The following is an 18,527-nucleotide window of genomic DNA, read 5'->3' on the forward strand; positions in this document are numbered from 1 at the left end:
CCCCATGCATTTCTGGCGCAAGCTTTCCATTCAGAACAAGCTGATTCTCAGCATGACGAGTTGCCTGCTCGTGTTCGTCGCGATTTCGAGCGGACTGAGCATCCGCCTGATCGGCAACGCGGTGCGTGACCGCGTCGTCCGCGAAGAGTTGCCGACCGCCGTGAGCGGCATTCGCGCCGACGTGCAGCGTCAGATGGCCGGGCCGATCGCCGCGTCCCGCATTCTCGCGCGCGATGCGTTCCTGCTGCAATGGGAAGCAGATGGCGAGCCCGACGCCGGCACGCGCAACTGGATCCAGCTCGCGAAGAACGTGAAGGACGAGCAGAAGGCGGCGTCCGTGCAGTGGGTGTCGGTGAAGAGCGGCAACTACTACAACGAAGCCGGCCTGCAGCGGAAGGTGACCGACAAGGATCAGTGGCTGACCAGTTTCCTGTCGTCCGGCAAGGCGTTCGACGTGAACATGGATCACGAGGTGACCGTCGGCGGCTACATGATGTTCATCAACAGCCGCGTCGAACTCGACGGCGTGCCGGTCGGCGCGGCGAGCATGAGCCTGTCCGTCGATGCGCTCGCGAAGGGCATTGCCGCTTACCGGATCGGCGAGACCGGATTCGCGTATCTCGTGCGTCCCGACGGCGCGATCATGATGCATCGCGATACGTCGCTGATCGACGGCAAGCATTTCATGAAGGATCAGCCGGGGCTGCCTGACGATGCGTCGTCGACGCTGCTGGCCGGCAAGCCGTATGCGTACCTGAGCTACAACGGCGACGGCGGCGCGCGCTTCATCGCGACGTCGTTCATTCCGGAGTTGAATGCGTATGTCGTCGTCGAGGTGCCGCAGGCGGAACTGCTCGGGCCGGTGACGAGTGCGATCCGCAGCGCGGCGCTGGTCGCGGCCGTGGTGGGGCTGGGTGTCGCGCTGCTCGTGATCTGGCTGGTCGGGCGCGCGATTGCCGCGCCGATCCGGCGTGCGGCTACGTTGCTGTCGGGGATTGCGAGCGGCCAGGGTGACCTGACGCGCAGGATGACGGTCGAGAGCCAGGACGAGATCGGGCAGTTGTCGGATGCGTTCAACCGGTTCGTGTCGTCGCTGTCGACGCTGGTTCACCGGATTCGGGCGGCTTCCGCGTCGATTGCAACCGGGTCGGCGCAGATCGCTTCGGGGAATGCGGATCTGAGCGAACGCACCGAAGGGCAGTCGAGCAACCTGGAGCGGACGGCTTCGTCGATGGAAGAGATCACGGCCGTGGTGCGGAACAACACCGAGACGGCGACGACGGCCGCGCAGATGATCAACGGTGCTTCGGATGCGGCGGCGCGCGGCGGGCAGGTGGTGGGTGAGGTGGTGAGCACGATGGAGCAGATCAGCGACGCGTCGCAGCGGATCTCCGAGATCATCGTGATGATAGATAGCATCTCGTTTCAGACGAATATTCTGGCGTTGAATGCCGCGGTGGAGGCGGCGCGGGCGGGGGAGCAGGGGCGTGGGTTTGCTGTCGTTGCTTCGGAGGTACGGAATCTGGCGCAGCGTAGCGCGCAGGCGGCGAAGGAGATCAAGGCGCTGATCGAACATAGCGCGGGGACGGTGAATACCGGGTCGCGGTTGGTTAGTGAGGCGGGGAAGGTGATGAGGGATGTCGTCTCGCAGGTTCAAGGCGTTAGCGCGATGATGAGCGAGATTGCTGAGGCTAGCCTGGAGCAGAGTGCCGGGATCGATCAGATTGGGGATGCGGTACAGTCGCTCGATCAGATGACGCAGCAGAATGCGGCTTTGGTCGAGGAGAGCGCGGCGGCGGCCGAGAGTTTGAAACAGCAGGCGGCGGAATTGACCAAGCTGGTGTCGGCGTTCAAGGTGGATGAATAAAGTCTGCTTCGCGTTTTAGAATGAGGCGTTTCTGAGGGACGGCTGCCGTGGGGTCACGGCAGCCGTTTTGCATCCGGGCTTGGTTTCGGGACGTCATAGAAGAATGAAAAGCATTTCCAAACTGACAGTTGGGGTGGGGGCGGTTGTGCTCCTGGCTCCGATCGCTGTTGTCGGGGCGAAGGCGGTTACGTCGCCGACCGATTCTTATCTCGCGGATCGGAAGAAGACTGCCGAGGCAGTTAATGCGGCTCGGATGGAAGATCGGGCGGATTTGGACGGGAAATACACCGCCGAGTTGAATGCGAAGCTGGTAAAGCTTGTCGGGACGGTCAAGGCGAAAGGGTTTTCCGGGAAGGTGGGGAGTACCGTGGAAAGCGTCGTTTCCGACGACGGGATGACGCCGGGGCCGGACGGGCTGTCCTTCAAGTCGGATGACGGGAAGGTGAATCTTGTTGTGACGACGGTTCCACTTTTGAAGGTTTGGGTGACGACGGCGGATGCGGGGCTCAAGCCGACGGATGATGTTGCCGTTATCTTCGATAACGAGACGTTTTATACGAACGTGTTCAGTGATGATGCAGCCGCGTTCTGGTTTGCTGAGTTGCCGGTGAAGCGGACGCCGGCTGATGCGATGTTGAAGGCGTTGCTGCTGGGTGAAAGCCAGGATGGGGTGCCGGAGGGGCCGAATACGTTGGCGGTGGCGGTCAGGCAGGGGGAGCGGGTTTATATCCTCTGGAGGGATGTGACTGTGCCTGGGATTGCGGCTTGTAGTGCCGGGCGTGTTGCCGAGGAAAAGCGGCAGGAGTGTTTCGCAAAGCATTTTCCGGGGCAGAAGGGCTATCCGCGGCTTGTGTCCGAAGGGCCGGCGATGGTGGATGACGTTGTTCAATAGGAATGAATCGTCTCGGGGGTGTTGGGTATTGGTAATTTCCCTGTAATATGCTGTCTAACTCAAACTGTTCGTTGCTGCTACTACCCAACGCGTTATAAAACGTGCAGACCAGCCATAGGCTGAATTACGCTGACATGCGGGGAGAACCATGGAGTTCGCGAATTGCAGGTGGGTAGCTTTCCATAGTCGGGAAGACTTGGAGCAGAGTGAATGACAGCATTAGTCAAGCACAGCGCGCCTGGCCCTTATCTGGGTTTCTCATTGCAGCCGGTCCGGCTCTGCTATCACCTGCTCAGCAGTCCGTCGGATTCCATAGTTTCCTTAGAGTTTCTGGATGATGTCGCCGTTCACTACTCCGATGGAAATGTTCTTTTGGAACAGTGCAAGAGCGCGCTGTCCCATAACCCTCTCTCTGATTGGTCCGAGGACCTTTGGAAGACCATTGCGAATTGGCTTGACGCGATCGAATCAAAAAAGGTGGACGGGAGCAAAGCAACGTTTCGCTTGTACGTGACACCACCGAAGTTCGGAAAGGTAAGTTCAGCTATTCATGACGCAACGTCTGCAGATGCCGTAGACCTGTTGCTCAAACAGGTCAAAGACAAGCTCAACAAGAAGGCCGAACCACCAAAATGCATGCCGCACGTACAGAGATTTCTTGATGTGGCAAGTGCCCTTCGCAATCAGGTCATTTGCAAGACCTCGGTTTTCAGCAGCGATGCAGATCCGGTGCAACCTCTGCGAGCTCTGCTGGAGCCAACTGTTCCGGACGGATCAATTGACGTCATTTGCGAAGCCGCCATCGGTATGGCACAGGCGCGGGCAGACCGCCTTATCCGCGATGGTATGCCGGCATTGATTGGTGTCAGAGAGTTTCGGAAAAGCTTTCACGCCTTCGTTCAGCAGAACAATATGCCCGGCTACCTTGCCTCGTTATCTGCGATTCCGACGACGGCTGACACCAAGGCAGTACTGACGAGTAGACCGATGTTCGTACGGCAACTGCAGTTAATCGAAGCCACGGAGGCGCAGCAACTTCGGGCGGCAAGTGATCTCATGCGAACGTCCGGCGACAAGGTGAAGTGGGCCGAAGCCGGATTTATCTACGACGATACATTTAAGGATTGGGAGGACTCGCTGCTGCGTCGGCACGAAGCGTTTGCCAGCGAGGTCAAAGACCTCCATTCGGACAAGCCGGAAGCCGTGCGAGGTCGACTCGTCTACGGCCGATGCTCGGTCTTGCAGGTGCCTATAGGTAGCCGCACGGTACCGGACTATTTCACCCACGGAGCGTTCAATGATCTGGCGGACAAGCGAGAGCTTGGCTGGCATCCGGAACATAAAGTCCTTCTGGATAAGGAGGATGAAGCATGAGCGAAGTCGTTCAGCCACGCCGCCTTAGCGAGGCGGCGCTGGTTCAGAACGAGGCGCTGGGTGCCTACGCGCTGTGGCAGTTTGGCCTCGGATACCAAGATCGTGATGGCCTCGCAGCGACGCTACCCCTTGCATTTCTTGTCCTTCCGCTGATCCTGCATAGCCCGACCTTGACGATGGTGCTGAGCACGCATAAAGCATCGGGGTTGCATCTGTTTGCCGGCAAGCTCGGGGATAAGCGGGAAGATCTCATTGCAATTCACAGTCGAGCGATGGCGTTAAGACGGCTGACCCTGAACTCACTAGTGTCCGCGGAGCAGTCAGGTCTCGTTCAGATCGATCCGATGACAGCCAAGATCCGGTCAAACGGTCCGTACGACGACTTACGCATACCTGTGCTGCCGGAGCGAATTCGACGCCTTGGGCCGGCTTGTGAAAGGATCGGCTACTGGTTTGCGGGTCTCACCGATCAGCAGGTAGTGCACACACTGAAAGTGGAGTTTTGATGTATTTCCAACTGCGACAAGTCATTTTATGGCCACGACGCGGTGGCGAACCACGCATTGTGAAGTTTGAACCCGGCGTGGTCAACGTCATCAGCGGGGCGTCGAAGACCGGCAAGTCGTCGGTGATACCGATAATTGACTACTGCCTAGGGTCAGAAAAATGCGCTATTCCGGTGGGCGTGATTCGCGAGAGTTGTTCCTGGTTTGGTGTGCTGGTCGATACCCTTGAGGGGCAAAAGCTTATTGCCCGCCGGGAACCCGGCGATTTGAAGGCCTCTGGCGACATGCTCCTTTTGGAGGGAGCGGAAGTCGAGCCGCCTCCTGTCATCCAAGAGAAGAACCAAACGGTTGACTACGTCAAGGCAGTCCTGAATCGCCTTGCAGGCCTGTCAAACCTGCAATTTGAGCCAGGAAGCGATGATCGGTTCAAGTCACGGCCAAGCTTTCGAGATCTGATGGCTTTCATTTTTCAGCCTCAGAACATCGTTGCAAACCCCGACGTCATGTTCTTCAAGGCTGACACCACGGAGCATCGCGAAAAACTAAAAACCATCTTTCCTTATGTGCTTGGTGCAATCAGCCCAGAGCTTCTGCACGCACGCCATGAGTTGGAGCGCATCGCCCGGCTGCTTCGCCGCAAGGAAGGCGAGTTGAAGGCCCGGCAGGCTTCTGGCGCATCTTGGCAACGAGAGGGCTTCGCTTGGGTACGTCTCGCGATTGAGTACGGACTACTGCCGACGCATACGACTGTGCCGAACGACTGGCCCTCGATCGTAGACCTACTTCGAGCCGCAATGCAAAGTGACGCTCAAGCCGCGACCCCAACGCTGGCTTCCATGGATGTCATAATGGCGCGGCTCACGGAACTGCGAGCGGCTGAGTCCAAGCTTGGGATGGATCTCAATCAGTCTCGTAATCGGCTGCACGAACTGCGGCGCCTGGATGAGAGCAGTGACACGTATCGGGACGGCCTCCACGTCCAGCGCGATCGGTTGGAATTATCGAGATGGATTCGCGAACTGGCAACTGAACGTCCCGCGGCGGTACTTGAACCGAGCGATGCTGGACGAGTGCGGATTGATCAACTCTGTGAGGCGCTTGAGGGCATAGAACTCCGGCTGCGATCGCACCCGGGAGTGACGGAATCCCTAGGAAGAGAAACGCTTCGTCTGCGCGAAGCAGTGGATACGATCCTTGCGGATCTCGCGGCAGTGCGCCAAGAAATACGGACATTGGAAGGGCAGTCGGAAGAAGCTCGCAAGGTGACAACTCGTGGAGAGGAAATCTCGCGTTTCCTTGGCCGCCTGCAAGAAGCTCTGAGGTTGTATGAAACGCTCGACACGTCTTCAGCGCTTAATGAAGAGATTTCAACGCTGAGGACGCAAGTTGAGGACCTGAACAAACTGATATCTGAACACGAAATAGGTCGGAAAACGGAAAACGCTCTGGATACGATTCAGTCCATTTCTTCGCGGCTAGTTCCACAGCTTGATGGGGAGTGGCCAGATGCCCCTATTCGGCTCAATATCCAAGATCTCACGGTAAAGGTTATTCGTGGTACGCGCGATGATTTCCTTTGGGAGATTGGTAGCGGTGCAAATTGGCTTGCATACCATGTGGCGCTCACCCTTTCCCTGCAAGGCTATTTTCTTAGCAAGCTGAATCATCCGGTGCCGGGATTGCTAATATACGATCAACCAAGCCAAGTTTACTTTCCAACCCTACGAGCGGGAAAGGCATTAGAAGAGAACCTAGATCCGGAATGGAACAACGAGGACGTGGCTGCGGTACGAAAGGTATTCACACTTTTCGATCGCATTATCACAAAAACCTCAGGCCGATTACAGATCGTCGTACTTGATCACGCTGACGAAGAAGTCTGGGGGGGGCTGGCCAATGTCCATCGTGTTGAAGAGTGGCGCGGGCAAGGCCTAGTGCCGACTGAATGGATCTAGGTTCTAGGGCGATGCCTACTGCGATGACCAGCTTCGACGGCAAATTCCTGCATCTGGGAGAGAGCATGTGTCGCACTCGCGAACGGCAGACCATTAAAATGCCACCGAGCAGCAGAGCGACGCCAACGCGTGCTATCTGCCGTCGGGCAGGCGAGGGCGCTGGCTCTCGGGCGACCGCTGCGAAGCAAGACCGATAGTTCATCTGCGACCACGACCGACAGCAATCGCTTGCCGGCCATGAAGTGTCGTCTCCTGAACCGTCGCGCTGGCATTTAAACGCTGGTTCCGCCCAGAAAACCGCCATTAAATGCCCGATGGCGCACATAATTTTATTTACCTAAGCGGTCATCGGCGGTCGCTGGTTAAATCCTCAGCGATCTGAGCATACGCTCCAGCGCGGCGCTGAGAAATTTCAACGATCACGCGGTAACGGCATTCAGCTCGTCCTTGTATGGGACTATTGGAGAATAAAGTTTATGAAACGCTCGGCCAATTGCGCCCGAGAACAGTAAAAGCTCGGGATTATTCGCCCCGCCCTTAAGTATGTGATCTAGGGCGATGCCAGGATAAGGGTCGATATAGTAAATCCTTCTAATGCCAAGTTGATATGCTTTTTTCGAGCAAAGCTCACATGGACTGGCGGTGGTGAAAAGCAGTCCACCTTCTATTGATGCAAGCCCATACTTTGAAACTTGCAAGAACGCGTTTTCTTCGGCGTGCAACGAACGTGTGTGAACTTGATTTCTGTCGCCCTTGAAGGTGTTATATTCTGCCTTAAAGCAAAAAGCATTATTGCGCCCAGTCGAAGAAACTATCTTGAATCGTTCGCTTCGAGTTTCGAAGTGGCCAAGGTATTTTTCGTCGGTTTTCTCGAAAGTGCTGTAAGCAATTTTATCGTCCCCGTGAAGAAGGTCGTCGCGGCTTCGAAGGTTGCAGGGTACATGGCCATGTGGCGCATCGTTCCAACCGATAGATCTGATGGAATAGTTCGGATCAGTAACCACGGCGCCCACTTGGCGAGAAATGCAGCCGGAATTTAGCTTCGCGGTGTATGCCATCTGCATACATCGCTCCACTGCAGAGGGCGTGACAATTCCAGGGCGTCTAATCAATGAAACAAATTTTATAAGTTGATTCGATAATTCTTGGAATTCAGCAACTTTGCTAGCAACGTTTGGGTTGCTTACGTATAAATCGGCGCGCTGAAGACAGGATTGAATATCTTGAACTGAATAAAAATCAGGGTCGTCTAGGTCGTGTGCCGTATATTCGATCTTGTCGATTGATTCGATGTCGGAGTCCGAGTACTTCAATTCACGGAGACGCATCAGTCGATCATTCTCCGGTGTGGAGACTGCGAGTAGATAAAAGGCGGAATATCTATCCTGAAAGAAAACTGCCTCCAGAGGGTTTCGAATTGCATCTACGACGATATATGTTGGTTCTTTATTTTGTTTTCTCGCATCATGAATTATTTTGATGATGGAGTTGATCCGCTCCGCTAATGCAAAAAAACAACCTTCCTTTAGGGTCTTGGTATAAGGGTCCCCGGACAATCGAATATTTTTTCCGATACTCTGATATAGTTGTACAAAAGAGCTTTCCCCTAGAATTTCTCGAAGCGCCTCGCACCTGGTGGGAAGTGTTTGCGTGTAATATGCGATGGGATCCGTGGATTTGTCGTCGGATTTTATTGCAATATAAGGTGTTCGAAGTTCATCAAGGAGATCTGCAAAAGCCACCCGTTTAGCATCGGACTCAAAGAGATTTGAAAATCTGTCGGCTGCAAAGCTGCCCTCCTGATCCAAAAGAAAGGTGGTAATTATGGCTCTAACTTGCAGGAGGAGGAACGGAGTCCAGGTGGCTGCGAAATGTCTCAGTAAAATGCGCTCTTTTCGCTGTTCATTGGTGTGGGCATCGCTGCCAGAAAAAAGACTATGGCGAATTTGATTTTGTCTAGATTGAAGAATCCTGGCGACTGTGCTGCAACCGCTACCCGTCCGACCAGTTAGGCCGATTACGATGAAGTCGTCGTCGTCGCCATATATTTGTGCCACCGCCGATTTTAGATAATTGGTATTTTGCTTCGGCCCCATTACCTCGGTCATGTGCGCCCCCTCTCCCGTTGTTTATTGAATTGCGCGTGATCCATCATATCGGTTATTTCGACGAAGTTAAAGATCGTCAAACTTTTAAATTTTAATCATAGTACATATTCTGGTCCGTGAGGTACGCGCAGCACTTTTTTGTCTTCCCCGCACGTCAAGTGTGAGGTTCAGAGGCCCACGCTGAACGCTCAGTGACGGATCGGCGAACGAGAGGCGTCAAGAAAGGGCAGTGGCGGCTTGATTGATATGACCGTCCATGCAAAAGTTTCTTCCGGACATGCCTTCGCTGATCGGTCAATCGCCGCTTCGGCCGACAATTTACCGACCGCCCGCAATGCGCCAGCGACGGGTTGAATCCGCACACTGACAGCGGACATTCGTTATGCCATCCTTGCTCAAGGATCCTTTCGAGCAAGAGGAGTTCATGAACACCCTTCGTCTAAGCTATTCCAGCGTCCGGACGCCGTCGAAGAACACTCGCGGAGTCCAACCCTTTGTGATTCCCTCGAGCAAAAACTGGTCGACGAGATCCAAACCGAAACCGGCGCCTACGGACGCGATGCCCGCAAGGCCGCCCAAGAGGGCGCCAGCGTATGGCGATTCGGTTGCCATGCCGATGCCAGCGCCGATAGCCGTCATGGCAATTGATTTCGCGAGCTTTCCACCAGTGGACTGAAAGAGTCCAACGGGCTGCATGAGTGCATCCAAATAGTATTTGGACAGCCCCTCCGGTGCTGCGACATCGCATGGTGCGAGAGAGAGCCACTCCCGGAAATTGCGGGAAGCTCGTTTCTTCCGGAGCGCAATCATCTTCGAAAATGGCACTTCGATTTGAGCATACAGTTGCTTCAAGTCCGGTATATTCTCTAGGCGCGCCAGGGTAGTGAATCCGGAGAGACGAGTTTCCACGGATGAGAGTCGCCCGCAAGACTGGCTGAGGAACTCATAGAAGTCGCGATTCGAATACGATGTCATGTTGTTCGACATCGCAAATTTGTACTCAAGCAAACTTCCCGCACACTTCGACAGCGTTTCCCTTTTCTTCAACGGTATGTCCCGGTAGGCAATTTCACTCGGGTCAAGGCCATATCCCTTGAGTCGACCGCTTTCGTACGCCGATTTGGAAATCTCTACAACCTCAGCGGCCAATTGCATGTCGGGAATTGTATAAGTGTCTCGGAGCTTTCGGATGAGCGCACGTCGATTTGAACGATCTAGCTTTTTGGTGTAGCGCGACAAACCTAGAGCAAGAGATTCCTCAGGGTCGCTATGTGCAGCTGAGGAAAGATTGCCATAGGTCAGCGGGTCAATGCCCGGAATGTCGTCCGTGATGTGCGCAACCATGGGCGTCCAAAGTACAAATCGGAGAGAGCCGCTTTCGGCCAGGTCGAGGACCGCTCTATCCCCCATCAGGGATAGGAGCATCGCCAACGGAAGATTTTCACCGTGAACTTTTAATGAGACTGTGTCAAACAACAAGAAGCTCTCGAACAGAGTCCCGGCAACATCTTCCCATTGGCGCATGAACTGCACTGGATCATTGGACTGGGTAGGTGAGCCGATGACCAGAAATTTTCGGCAAAAGTCGTTCAGGCCTTCGTAAAAAACGTTCAGCGACATGATCTACGCTATCGAGCCGTAAAGAGCTGATTATATCGAGGTCATACGCTGAGTGTAGATTGATGCGCTAGTTTCAATATGAAAATCGGCTGCGAAAGGCAAGTGCGAAAGTCAGCAATTGCTTGCAGGTAGCTTCCGTCGTCGCGGACGCGGGAGCTACGGGCGAGCTGTGCTTTTACGTCCTCAGTCCAAATATGAAGCTATTCGGCTGCTATCGGGTCGGAATCCGCCGTCGGCCTTCGAATTGACGACAGGCGGCTCCGGGTCGACTACCGGCGTTTGCACTTGAAGCAGCCGCACCCGACCGGCATTCCTGTGACGCACTTCCGGATTCGATCACTATCGCTCGATCGACGTCAACGCGTAGAGCGTTAGCGGTCGCGTACCGTAGGTCTTGAGAAGGGCGATGGTCGAGGCCGTTTCCCACGACTGAAATGGCCCAGAGCCGGCCAGCCTTAGCGATTCGAAGGGCACAGAGGGATGCCTCAATCCCGCATCCCGCCCATCCCTATGCCTAACGGCCAATCCCCCCCAATTCCCCATTTCTGAGATGCCAGCACGACTACACTGGTCATGAAGCCTTGCTTCTCGCCCATCGGAAGTTGAACGCAGCACCCTTCGCATCGATGGTCGAAAAAAAACCGTCTTGCCCAACAAGACGCAGCGAAGGGGGAGAGAGAAGGGAAATCCACGGCAACAAAAAGCGCGGGCCGCATGGGCGGCAACCCATACGACCCGCTGACCACCACCAACTCACCCAAGGAGTCGGAAATGGCTGACGCCAATAGTAAGACACGTCGCAGGAAGAACAAACCGGTCGATATGAAAAAGACGTTTGAGCTGGTCCTCCGCAACTACCCGGACCTTCCCAAGCGCGGCTGGCCTTACCTGCCGTGGATGAAGGCAATCGATCTGGATTTCAAGATCTTTGGATTCAAACCGGGCGATCGCGTCTACCTCGACGTCAACTACGTCACCCGGAAAATCACGATCTCGCCGGACTACAGCCAGCTAGCGCTGCGAGAGCAGCCTTACCACGACCCAGAACCGGAAGACACGCCGGCATAACGAGCAAGGGCCGCTTGATGTGGCTCTTGCGAGTGGATTGCAGGGTTTGCACGAACGCGACTGACCGCCGGGGCGATGCCGCCCTGGCCATCGCCTCGGATATCGTGATTCGCGCCCGCAGCCACCTTCAACAACTGTCACGACCGCAGCGGCCGTGAGGCCGCTCCGTGCGTGCCGAAACAAGCGAATGGATTCGATTGACTCGGAGGTATCCGGATTCAAGCGACGGCCCGAATATTCCCGTGCATCCGAACGACGCATCAACGCCCGCCGTCCCGCGCCTTCACGATCCGCCCGCGCTGCATCACATAGGCGACGTGCTCGCCTTCACCGGCCACGACGCCGATATCGGCGAGCGGGTTTCCGTCGAGCACGACCATGTCGGCGATCGCACCGGCGGCTACGACGCCCAGTTGCCCCGTCATGTTCACAATCTCCGCCGCCACCGTCGTCGCCGACCTGAGCGCTTCCAGATTCCCCAGCACCTCAGCCCGAATCCGAAACTCGCCCGACTGAAACGCGTGCATCTCGCCAAGCAGATCCGACCCGAACCCCATCTTCACGCCGGCGTTCGCATAGATCTCCAGCGACTCGCGTCCTTTCTGCTGCACGGAAGCCACCTTCGCCACGGAGTCCGCCGGCATCCCGAACTCCGCCCCATGTTTGGCAAGCGCGTCATAAGTAACAAGCGTAGGCACCACAAACGCCCCGTGCTCATGCATGAGCTTCGCCGCCGCTTCATCCACGAGGTTCCCGTGCTCGATCGTCCTCACGCCACATCGCACAGCCCGCGCAATCGCCCGCCCCGTATACGCATGCGCCATCACATAAGTATTCGCGGCCTCGGCCTCGTCGACGATCGCCCGAATCTCGTCCTCCGAATATTGCGTGTTGGCAATCGGATCAGTCGGCGAAGCAACCCCACCGGAAGCCATGATCTTGATCTGCGTCGCGCCTTTCTGAATCTCTTCGCGCACGGCGAGCCGCACACCTTCAACGCCATCCACGACCCGCGCAATCGCCCCCGTCCGAAAACAGCACGAACACGGCTCCAGCAAATCCCCCCGAGGCCGAAAATCCCCATGCCCGCCGGTCTGCGACAACGCTTTCCCCGACGGAAAAATCCGCGGCCCCGAAACCAGCCCTGTCTCGACCGCCTGCATCAACCCCCAATCCGCCCCCCCGGCATCCCGCACACTGGTAAACCCACGCGACAACATCGCATCGAGAATCGGCAATGACCGGATCGCCGCGAGAATATTCGGCTGCACCGCATTGGCGCCGAGATTCGCATTCGAAGCGAGCACATGCACGTGGCAATCGATGAACCCCGGCATCACAGTCTTGCCGCGCACGTCGATCACCTGCGCATTCGGTAAATCCACCGGCCGATCGGCGACTTCGACGATCCGTTCGCCGTCGATCACGACATGATGATGTTCGAGCAACACGCCCCGTTCGAGGTCGAGTACGTTGCCGCCCTGAAGCACGGTAATGGTCATGAGGAAATATCCTTATCGAGTCATGGCGGCAGCCCGCTTCGCATCCTTCACGAAGCGCGTCCCGACGAAACTGACTGCCGCCGCGAGGATCACGTAGCAGGCAGGCGCCATGTTGCTGCCCGTGCGGGCGATGAGCCACGTGATCAGGAACGGCGCGAACCCACCGAAGATCGTCACCGCGAAGTTGTACGCAACGGAAAGCCCCGTCGACAGCACCTTGGTCGGAAACAGCTCCGCAAACGCCGCGAGGATCGGCCCGGTATAGGTCGCTATCAGCACGCCGAACACGGCCTGGAACACGATCAGCGATGTGAACCCGGGCGCATGGTTGATCCACGCGAACATCGGCCACGCAAGCACGAGGATCGCGAGCGCCGAGCCGGACAGGAACACGCGTCGTCCCCACACGTCGGCGAGCCTGCCGACGATCGGCGAGCAGCACATGATCATCAGCCCGCCGACCATGCCGGCCGCGAAGCCGGTCGACTGCGGCAGATGCAGCGTGCGCACGGAATACGTCGGCATGTAGAAGAGCAGTACGTAGGTGCAGACGGTCCACAGGATGACCATCGAAAAGCTCGCGAACGTCTCGCGCGGGTAGGTGGACAGCACTTCCTTCAGCGGGGAGCTTTCCTTCGCCTGCGCTTCGACGGCGCTGAACGCGGGCGTTTCGTCGATATGGCTGCGGATGAAGTAACCGACCGGCCCGACGATGATCCCGAGCAGGAACGGCAGCCGCCAGCCCCAGCTATGCAGCGCCTGCGCGTCGAGCGACGTCGTGACGAACGTGCCGGTCGCCGCGCCGAGCAGCACCGCGAAGCCGATGCTCGACTGGATCCAGCTCGAGTAATACGCGCGTTTCTCCGGCGGCGCGTATTCGGTGAGGAACGCGGTGGCGCCGCCCATCTCGCCGCCGGCCGAGAAGCCTTGCAGTAGCCGCGCGACGACGATCAGCAGCGGCGCGGCGATGCCGGCCTGTTCGTAGGTTGGCGCGATCCCGATGAGCGCGGTGCCGGCTGCCATCAGCAGGATGGTGAGCGACAGCGCTGCCTTGCGTCCCACCTTGTCCGCATAGACGCCGAGCACGATGCCGCCCACCGGCCGCATGAAGAAGCCGACGCCGAACGTCGCGACGGTCAGCAGCACGGACGTCAGTTCGTTGCCGGTCGGAAAGAACAGCTTCGCGATGACTACCGCGAAGAAGCTGTAGACGGTGAAGTCGAACCATTCGAGGCCGTTGCCGATCACGGTCGCGACGATGGCGCGGCGACGCTGCTGTACCGCCGCATCGATGGAAGGCGCGGCGCGCGGGGAAAGCGTTCCTTGCATGGTCTCTTCCTTTGTCAGAAGACGGGACGGCTGCCCCGCGTGAATCCCATGCTAAGGACAGCCGGATTTTTTTTTGAAACGAAAGATTCGCATGCACGCATGCGCTGCACGCATGCATCGCGCTCAGGGCGTGGTCTGCTTCTCCGCCTGTTCGAACAGCCAGCGCGTGAACAGGCGGGCGGCCTGGTTCTGCGCGCGGTCGTTGGGCGAGATCACGTAATAGCCGCCGCCGTGGCTCGCGGACGCTTCCGTCACGCGCACGAGCAGGCCGGCCTCGATGCATGCGTCGATCATGTAGCGCCAGCCGAGCGACATGCCCTGGCCGAGAATGGTCATCTGCACGATCTGCGGATAGGAGTTGATCATGATGTCCTGCGGCTGCGCCTTCTGCCGGTCGACGTCGTTCATGTCGAACCATTCGGACCAGGACATCCATTGGCGCTGCCCGTCCTCGAGGCGCAACAGCGTCTCGTTTGCGAGATCGGCCGCGTCGAGCGTGCGGCCGGCCAGATAGCCCGGCGAACAGACGGGAAACACTTCCTCGTCGAACAGCCGGCGCGCGGTGTATTCGGCCGGCGCTTGCTGGCGCACGTAGTAGACGCCGACATCGAATTCGGCCGGTGACATCGATGCAAGGCCGTCGCGCACGATCAGGCGCAGCTTGATATTCGGATACGCGGTGCGAAAGTCCGGCAGCCGGGGCGTAAGCCACAGGAGCGCGACGCCGGACGAGCACGCGATCGTCAGTTCGAGATCGCCATACGGCTTCATCACGTCTTGCGTGGCTTCCGCGCATTGTGTGAGCAGGTGGTGGACCTGCGTCGCGTATTGCTCGCCGGCGATCGTCAGCCGCAACGAACGATGCTCGCGGACGAACAGCGAGCGGCCGAGGAATTCCTCGAGCTGCTGGATTTGGCGGCTGATCGCGCTTTGGGTCAGGTGCAGTTCGGCGGCGGCTTTCGTGAAGCTCGCGTGACGCACGGCGGCTTCGAACGCGACGAGACACTGAAGGGGCGGCAGGGGCGTGATGCGCATGGCGGGCAGGGGAGTCGATGGCGCTGCCGACATGATACGAGGGGATTGAAAGGAAATCACAAGGCGGAAAGGGCATAGCTAGCCGGCACATTCATGCGAAGATTGAACGCAACGCGCGCTCGAAGTGCGTCTGGACGTGAGACTGCTTTACCGCATGACGGCGACAGTTCGGCGGGTTCGAATTATCCAAACAAGGCGGAAGAGCATCAATTTTATTCAGAGAAGTTTGAGGGGATTGCCAGGGAGGGAAAATGATTGCTAAGTTTGTTTTTGGGATGTTTCTTATATTGTCATTGATGGAAAATTCAATGGCGGGTGGTTACGCGGCCCCCGGTTTGGTAGTGTGTGATGGTAGTGTGAAAACAATTAACTGCCCGATCCGACTGGATGGAGATGGATTTTTCGTCGACAGTGTTAGTGGTGCGCGATTGTCTTCTGAGCCGAATTTACGGCGGACTTTGAGTGATGCGACGCTTTATGGAAGCATGGCAAGTCTGATTCTGGAGTACGGTAACGTATCGTCGTCAAAGAATTGGGCGATTTTGATTTTCTCTTACATTAATGGTGTAATGCGTGCAAGAAATTACATCTCACTGTCGAGAGCGACTCTGTCGAATGGCGAGCGTTGGGTCGGGCAAAGTTGTCGTGGCAATGTTGTGTTGAGCGAAGAGCGGGAAATTCTGGAGAATGCTTTCGAAGCCTTGTGTGCTGGGAAGATAAATAATAAATCTCCAGCTTCGCCCGACACAGTGGCAACCAGAGTTGCAAATCAGGCTGGTCTTGTTGTAACGGTGCCGGCATACGACGCAGGAACTAAAAATTGGTCGGAAGCAACCTATGCATTTCCTTCCAGTAGCGGGCCTGATGCAAGGACGCTACTTTGTCTTGCCGGATGCAAGATCAATGTGGCATATCAGTTTTTGGGTGGGTGGATCGGTAATAATTTCTGGATTAGCGCGTCCTTTCCAGAAGAGCCGGATGGAAAGGTCGATGGTAGTTATATGTATCTCAAGAATGAGACGCTGATCGTTGTTAAGGGTTCGATAAAAAATGGGAGAATGAATTTAACGGAGTATTTGGGGTCGGGGGATCAACCGGTTGCGACGTTCAAGGGAAAGAAAATCGACGATTCATATGTTGGAACATGGACGTCAAAGAATAGAAAATATAACTTCTTCTTGGCAGCAAAATTTTATTGATTGCCCTGTCATGATTGATCTCAATCGTGTCGACGATGGCACCGGCAACACTCGCGGCTATGTCGTATTCATGCGAAGATTGACCACAAATCACACTCGCCCGAGAACGACGTGACCCGATCGAACCCTGAGAGCAAACCGAAAGCCGGGCATCCGGCGTGGATGCCCGTCGCCCTGGCCGAACTCGGCATCCGCCGCCACCCGCCCGGCAGCATCAACCCGCGCATCGTCGAATACAACAACCACACGAACCTGGTCGGCTACGACGACAAGATTTCCTGGTGCTCGTCGTTCGTCAACTGGTGCATGGCACACGCCGGACTCCGCGGCACGGGTTCCGCACTCGCGCGCTCATGGCTTGAATGGGGCCGCCCGCTGGAGCGTCCGGTCTACGGTTGCATCGCCATTCTGACGCGCGACGATCCCGCGAGCTGGAAAGGGCACGTCGGTTTTTACCTGCGTCACGACGACGAATACGTGCATCTGTTCGGCGGCAACCAACTGGAAGAAGTGCGCGAACTCGCGTACCCGTTGAACGAAGTGATCGGATACCGCTGGCCCGACGTCGGATGACCGCACCGCCGCGCTTGCGTAAAAGTGCAGGCCGTCGACGCGGTCTGCATTCGTATCAGGCCCCGGCCTCAATTCCTCGCCACAGCCTCCGCCTCACCCGCCGCCTCATTCCTGCTCCACCCACCCCCAAGCGACCGATAGAGCGCGACCGCTGCCAGCGCATGCTCGCGCTTGACTTGATTGAGCGAATCCGAATCCCGCAGATACACCTCCTGCGCCGAAAGCACGTCGAGAAAATCCGTCGCGCCCCCCTTATAGAGCTGATTCGCCAACCCGAGCGCCTTATCGGAAGCCGCCAATGCACTACCGAGCCGCCGCGTAGCCTCATCGGAACTGACGAGATTCGCACGCGCATCCTCGACTTCCCTCAACGCTTGCAGCATCGTCTGCCTTAACCCGAGTTCCGACTCGCGCATCCGGCTTTCGCTCTGCGAGATATCGGCGGTAATACGCCCCGCATTGAAGATCGGGCTCGTCGCACTCAACGCCGCGCTGAACAGATTGTCGGTCAACGTAGGCAACCCGAGATACGACGCCGCCAGAATCCCGTCCGTCAAATTCAGCGAAAACTTCGGATACCGCTCGGCCTTGGCAACCCCCACTTGCGCCGCACGCCGCTCCACCTGCGCATAAGCAGTCAGCACATCGGGCCGCCGCAACAACGCCTGCGAAGGCAACGTCCCCGGTGCGCCAACCGGCGGCGCGGGAATCTCCCCCGCCTGCGCCAACACGAGCCGATCGACCGACTCCGGCGTCCGCCCCGAATACACGGCAATCAGATTGAGCTGATGCGAGATCTGCGCCTGCGTCGGCGGAATCCGCGCTTCGAGCGCATCGAGCTGGTTCTGCGCGCGCGTGACGTCGAGTTCCGTCGACAGCCCGAACGCCTGCCGCTTGCGCGTGAGTTCGAGCGCGTGCTGCCGGATCTTCGCGTTGTCCTGCAGGATTTTCAGTTCCTGCTGCGCCCAACGCAGATCGACATACGCGGATGCCGCATCGGCCGCGAGCGCGAGCCGCATCGCATCTTCCGCATGCTTCTGCCCGACGAGCTCGGCCTGCGCGGCGAGCAAATCGAGCCGTTCGCCGCCGAACACATCGGGCGACCAGCTCAGCGCGAGCCCCACTCCGGCCTGCCGCACATAGCCGAGCGGCGGTGGTGTGTTCTGGCGCGCGTCGGCTGCATGCGCGGTCGCGTCGAGTTCGGGCAGCAGCGCCGCGCGCTTTTGAACGGTCAGCGCCTGCGCCTGCTTCACGCGTTCGGCGGCGGCCTGCAGATCGAGGTTGCCGTCGAGCACGGTCGCGATCAGCCGGTCGAGCACGGGATCGTGGAATTGCGCCCACCATGCGGCGGCGTCGATGTCCGCGCGCGGCACGTCGGTATCCCATGCGGTGGGCGCAAGCGTTTGAACGGATTCGTGCAGCGCCGGATGCTGCGCGGGCTGCACCGCACACCCTGCGGCGAATGCGCTGACAGCCAGCGCGACGAGTAGCTTTTTCAT

14 protein-coding genes are annotated in these 18,527 nt (G+C 57.5%); 8 read left to right on the forward strand and 6 right to left on the reverse strand.

Translation table 11 applies throughout. From position 1 onward, the window contains the following. Positions 1 to 4 precede the first annotated feature (4 nt). The 5 genes from ACPUER_RS01925 to ACPUER_RS01945 all read left to right on the forward strand — a co-directional run bounded on the left by ACPUER_RS01925 (position 5) and on the right by ACPUER_RS01945 (position 6,594). The gene (locus tag ACPUER_RS01925) at positions 5 to 1,867 is read left to right on the forward strand and encodes a methyl-accepting chemotaxis protein (protein WP_425130218.1); all 1,863 of its coding nucleotides are present in this window, start codon (positions 5 to 7) and stop codon (positions 1,865 to 1,867) included. Positions 1,868 to 1,970: 103 nt separating this feature from the next. Then, a complete protein-coding gene (locus ACPUER_RS01930; RefSeq protein ID WP_425130219.1) occupies positions 1,971 to 2,759 on the forward strand; it encodes a hypothetical protein in 789 nt (262 codons plus the stop codon). A gap of 210 nt (positions 2,760 to 2,969) precedes the next feature. After that, positions 2,970 to 4,133, forward strand: a complete 1,164-nt coding sequence (locus ACPUER_RS01935; RefSeq protein WP_425130220.1) for an ABC-three component system protein — start codon at positions 2,970 to 2,972, stop codon at positions 4,131 to 4,133. Beyond that, positions 4,130 to 4,639: a three component ABC system middle component gene (locus ACPUER_RS01940; protein ID WP_425130221.1), complete on the forward strand. Its 510-nt coding sequence runs from the start codon at positions 4,130 to 4,132 to the stop codon at positions 4,637 to 4,639. Before ACPUER_RS01935 ends, ACPUER_RS01940 begins: the two co-directional genes overlap by 4 nt. Then, positions 4,639 to 6,594 carry a DUF3732 domain-containing protein gene (locus ACPUER_RS01945; protein WP_425130222.1) on the forward strand — a complete coding sequence of 652 codons (1,956 nt, stop codon included), beginning with the start codon at positions 4,639 to 4,641 and terminating at the stop codon, positions 6,592 to 6,594. Before ACPUER_RS01940 ends, ACPUER_RS01945 begins: the two co-directional genes overlap by 1 nt. A 419-nt stretch (positions 6,595 to 7,013) precedes the next feature. Here the strand turns inward: ACPUER_RS01945 and ACPUER_RS01950 are convergent, their stop codons facing one another. Next, complete coding sequence (locus ACPUER_RS01950) at positions 7,014 to 8,702, reverse strand: hypothetical protein (protein WP_425130223.1); 1,689 nt, start codon at positions 8,700 to 8,702, stop codon at positions 7,014 to 7,016. 444 nt (positions 8,703 to 9,146) lie between these two features. Beyond that, positions 9,147 to 10,322, reverse strand: a complete 1,176-nt coding sequence (locus ACPUER_RS01955) for a hypothetical protein (RefSeq protein ID WP_425130224.1) — start codon at positions 10,320 to 10,322, stop codon at positions 9,147 to 9,149. 771 nt (positions 10,323 to 11,093) lie between these two features. Between ACPUER_RS01955 and ACPUER_RS01960 the strand changes: the two genes are divergently transcribed. Next, complete coding sequence (locus tag ACPUER_RS01960) at positions 11,094 to 11,390, forward strand: hypothetical protein (RefSeq protein WP_034182176.1); 297 nt, start codon at positions 11,094 to 11,096, stop codon at positions 11,388 to 11,390. 260 nt (positions 11,391 to 11,650) lie between these two features. Here ACPUER_RS01960 and ACPUER_RS01965 read toward each other — a convergent pair whose 3' ends face one another. The 3 genes from ACPUER_RS01965 to ACPUER_RS01975 all read right to left on the reverse strand — a co-directional run bounded on the left by ACPUER_RS01965 (position 11,651) and on the right by ACPUER_RS01975 (position 15,256). Then, positions 11,651 to 12,892, reverse strand: coding sequence for an amidohydrolase family protein (locus ACPUER_RS01965; protein WP_425130225.1), 1,242 nt, complete (start codon positions 12,890 to 12,892; stop codon positions 11,651 to 11,653). A 12-nt stretch (positions 12,893 to 12,904) separates the two neighbouring features. Further along, on the reverse strand, positions 12,905 to 14,221 hold the full coding sequence (locus ACPUER_RS01970) for an MFS transporter (protein WP_425130226.1): 1,317 nt from the start codon (positions 14,219 to 14,221) through the stop codon (positions 12,905 to 12,907). Between the two features lie 123 nt (positions 14,222 to 14,344). After that, positions 14,345 to 15,256: a LysR substrate-binding domain-containing protein gene (locus ACPUER_RS01975; protein WP_425130227.1), complete on the reverse strand. Its 912-nt coding sequence runs from the start codon at positions 15,254 to 15,256 to the stop codon at positions 14,345 to 14,347. A gap of 251 nt (positions 15,257 to 15,507) precedes the next feature. Between ACPUER_RS01975 and ACPUER_RS01980 the strand changes: the two genes are divergently transcribed. Both ACPUER_RS01980 and ACPUER_RS01985 read left to right on the forward strand, forming a co-directional pair. Then, positions 15,508 to 16,455, forward strand: coding sequence for a hypothetical protein (locus tag ACPUER_RS01980; RefSeq protein WP_425130228.1), 948 nt, complete (start codon positions 15,508 to 15,510; stop codon positions 16,453 to 16,455). Between the two features lie 162 nt (positions 16,456 to 16,617). Next, on the forward strand, positions 16,618 to 17,028 hold the full coding sequence (locus tag ACPUER_RS01985) for a TIGR02594 family protein (protein ID WP_425130262.1): 411 nt from the start codon (positions 16,618 to 16,620) through the stop codon (positions 17,026 to 17,028). 68 nt (positions 17,029 to 17,096) lie between these two features. On the opposite strand, the gene ACPUER_RS01990 is transcribed toward ACPUER_RS01985, so the two are convergent. Continuing rightward, positions 17,097 to 18,527 (reverse strand): efflux transporter outer membrane subunit, encoded by a 1,431-nt coding sequence (locus ACPUER_RS01990; RefSeq protein WP_425130229.1) that lies wholly within the window; start codon positions 18,525 to 18,527, stop codon positions 17,097 to 17,099.

This window comes from Burkholderia sp. DN3021 (assembly GCF_049805555.1).
GTDB classification, from domain to species: domain Bacteria; phylum Pseudomonadota; class Gammaproteobacteria; order Burkholderiales; family Burkholderiaceae; genus Burkholderia; species Burkholderia pyrrocinia_C.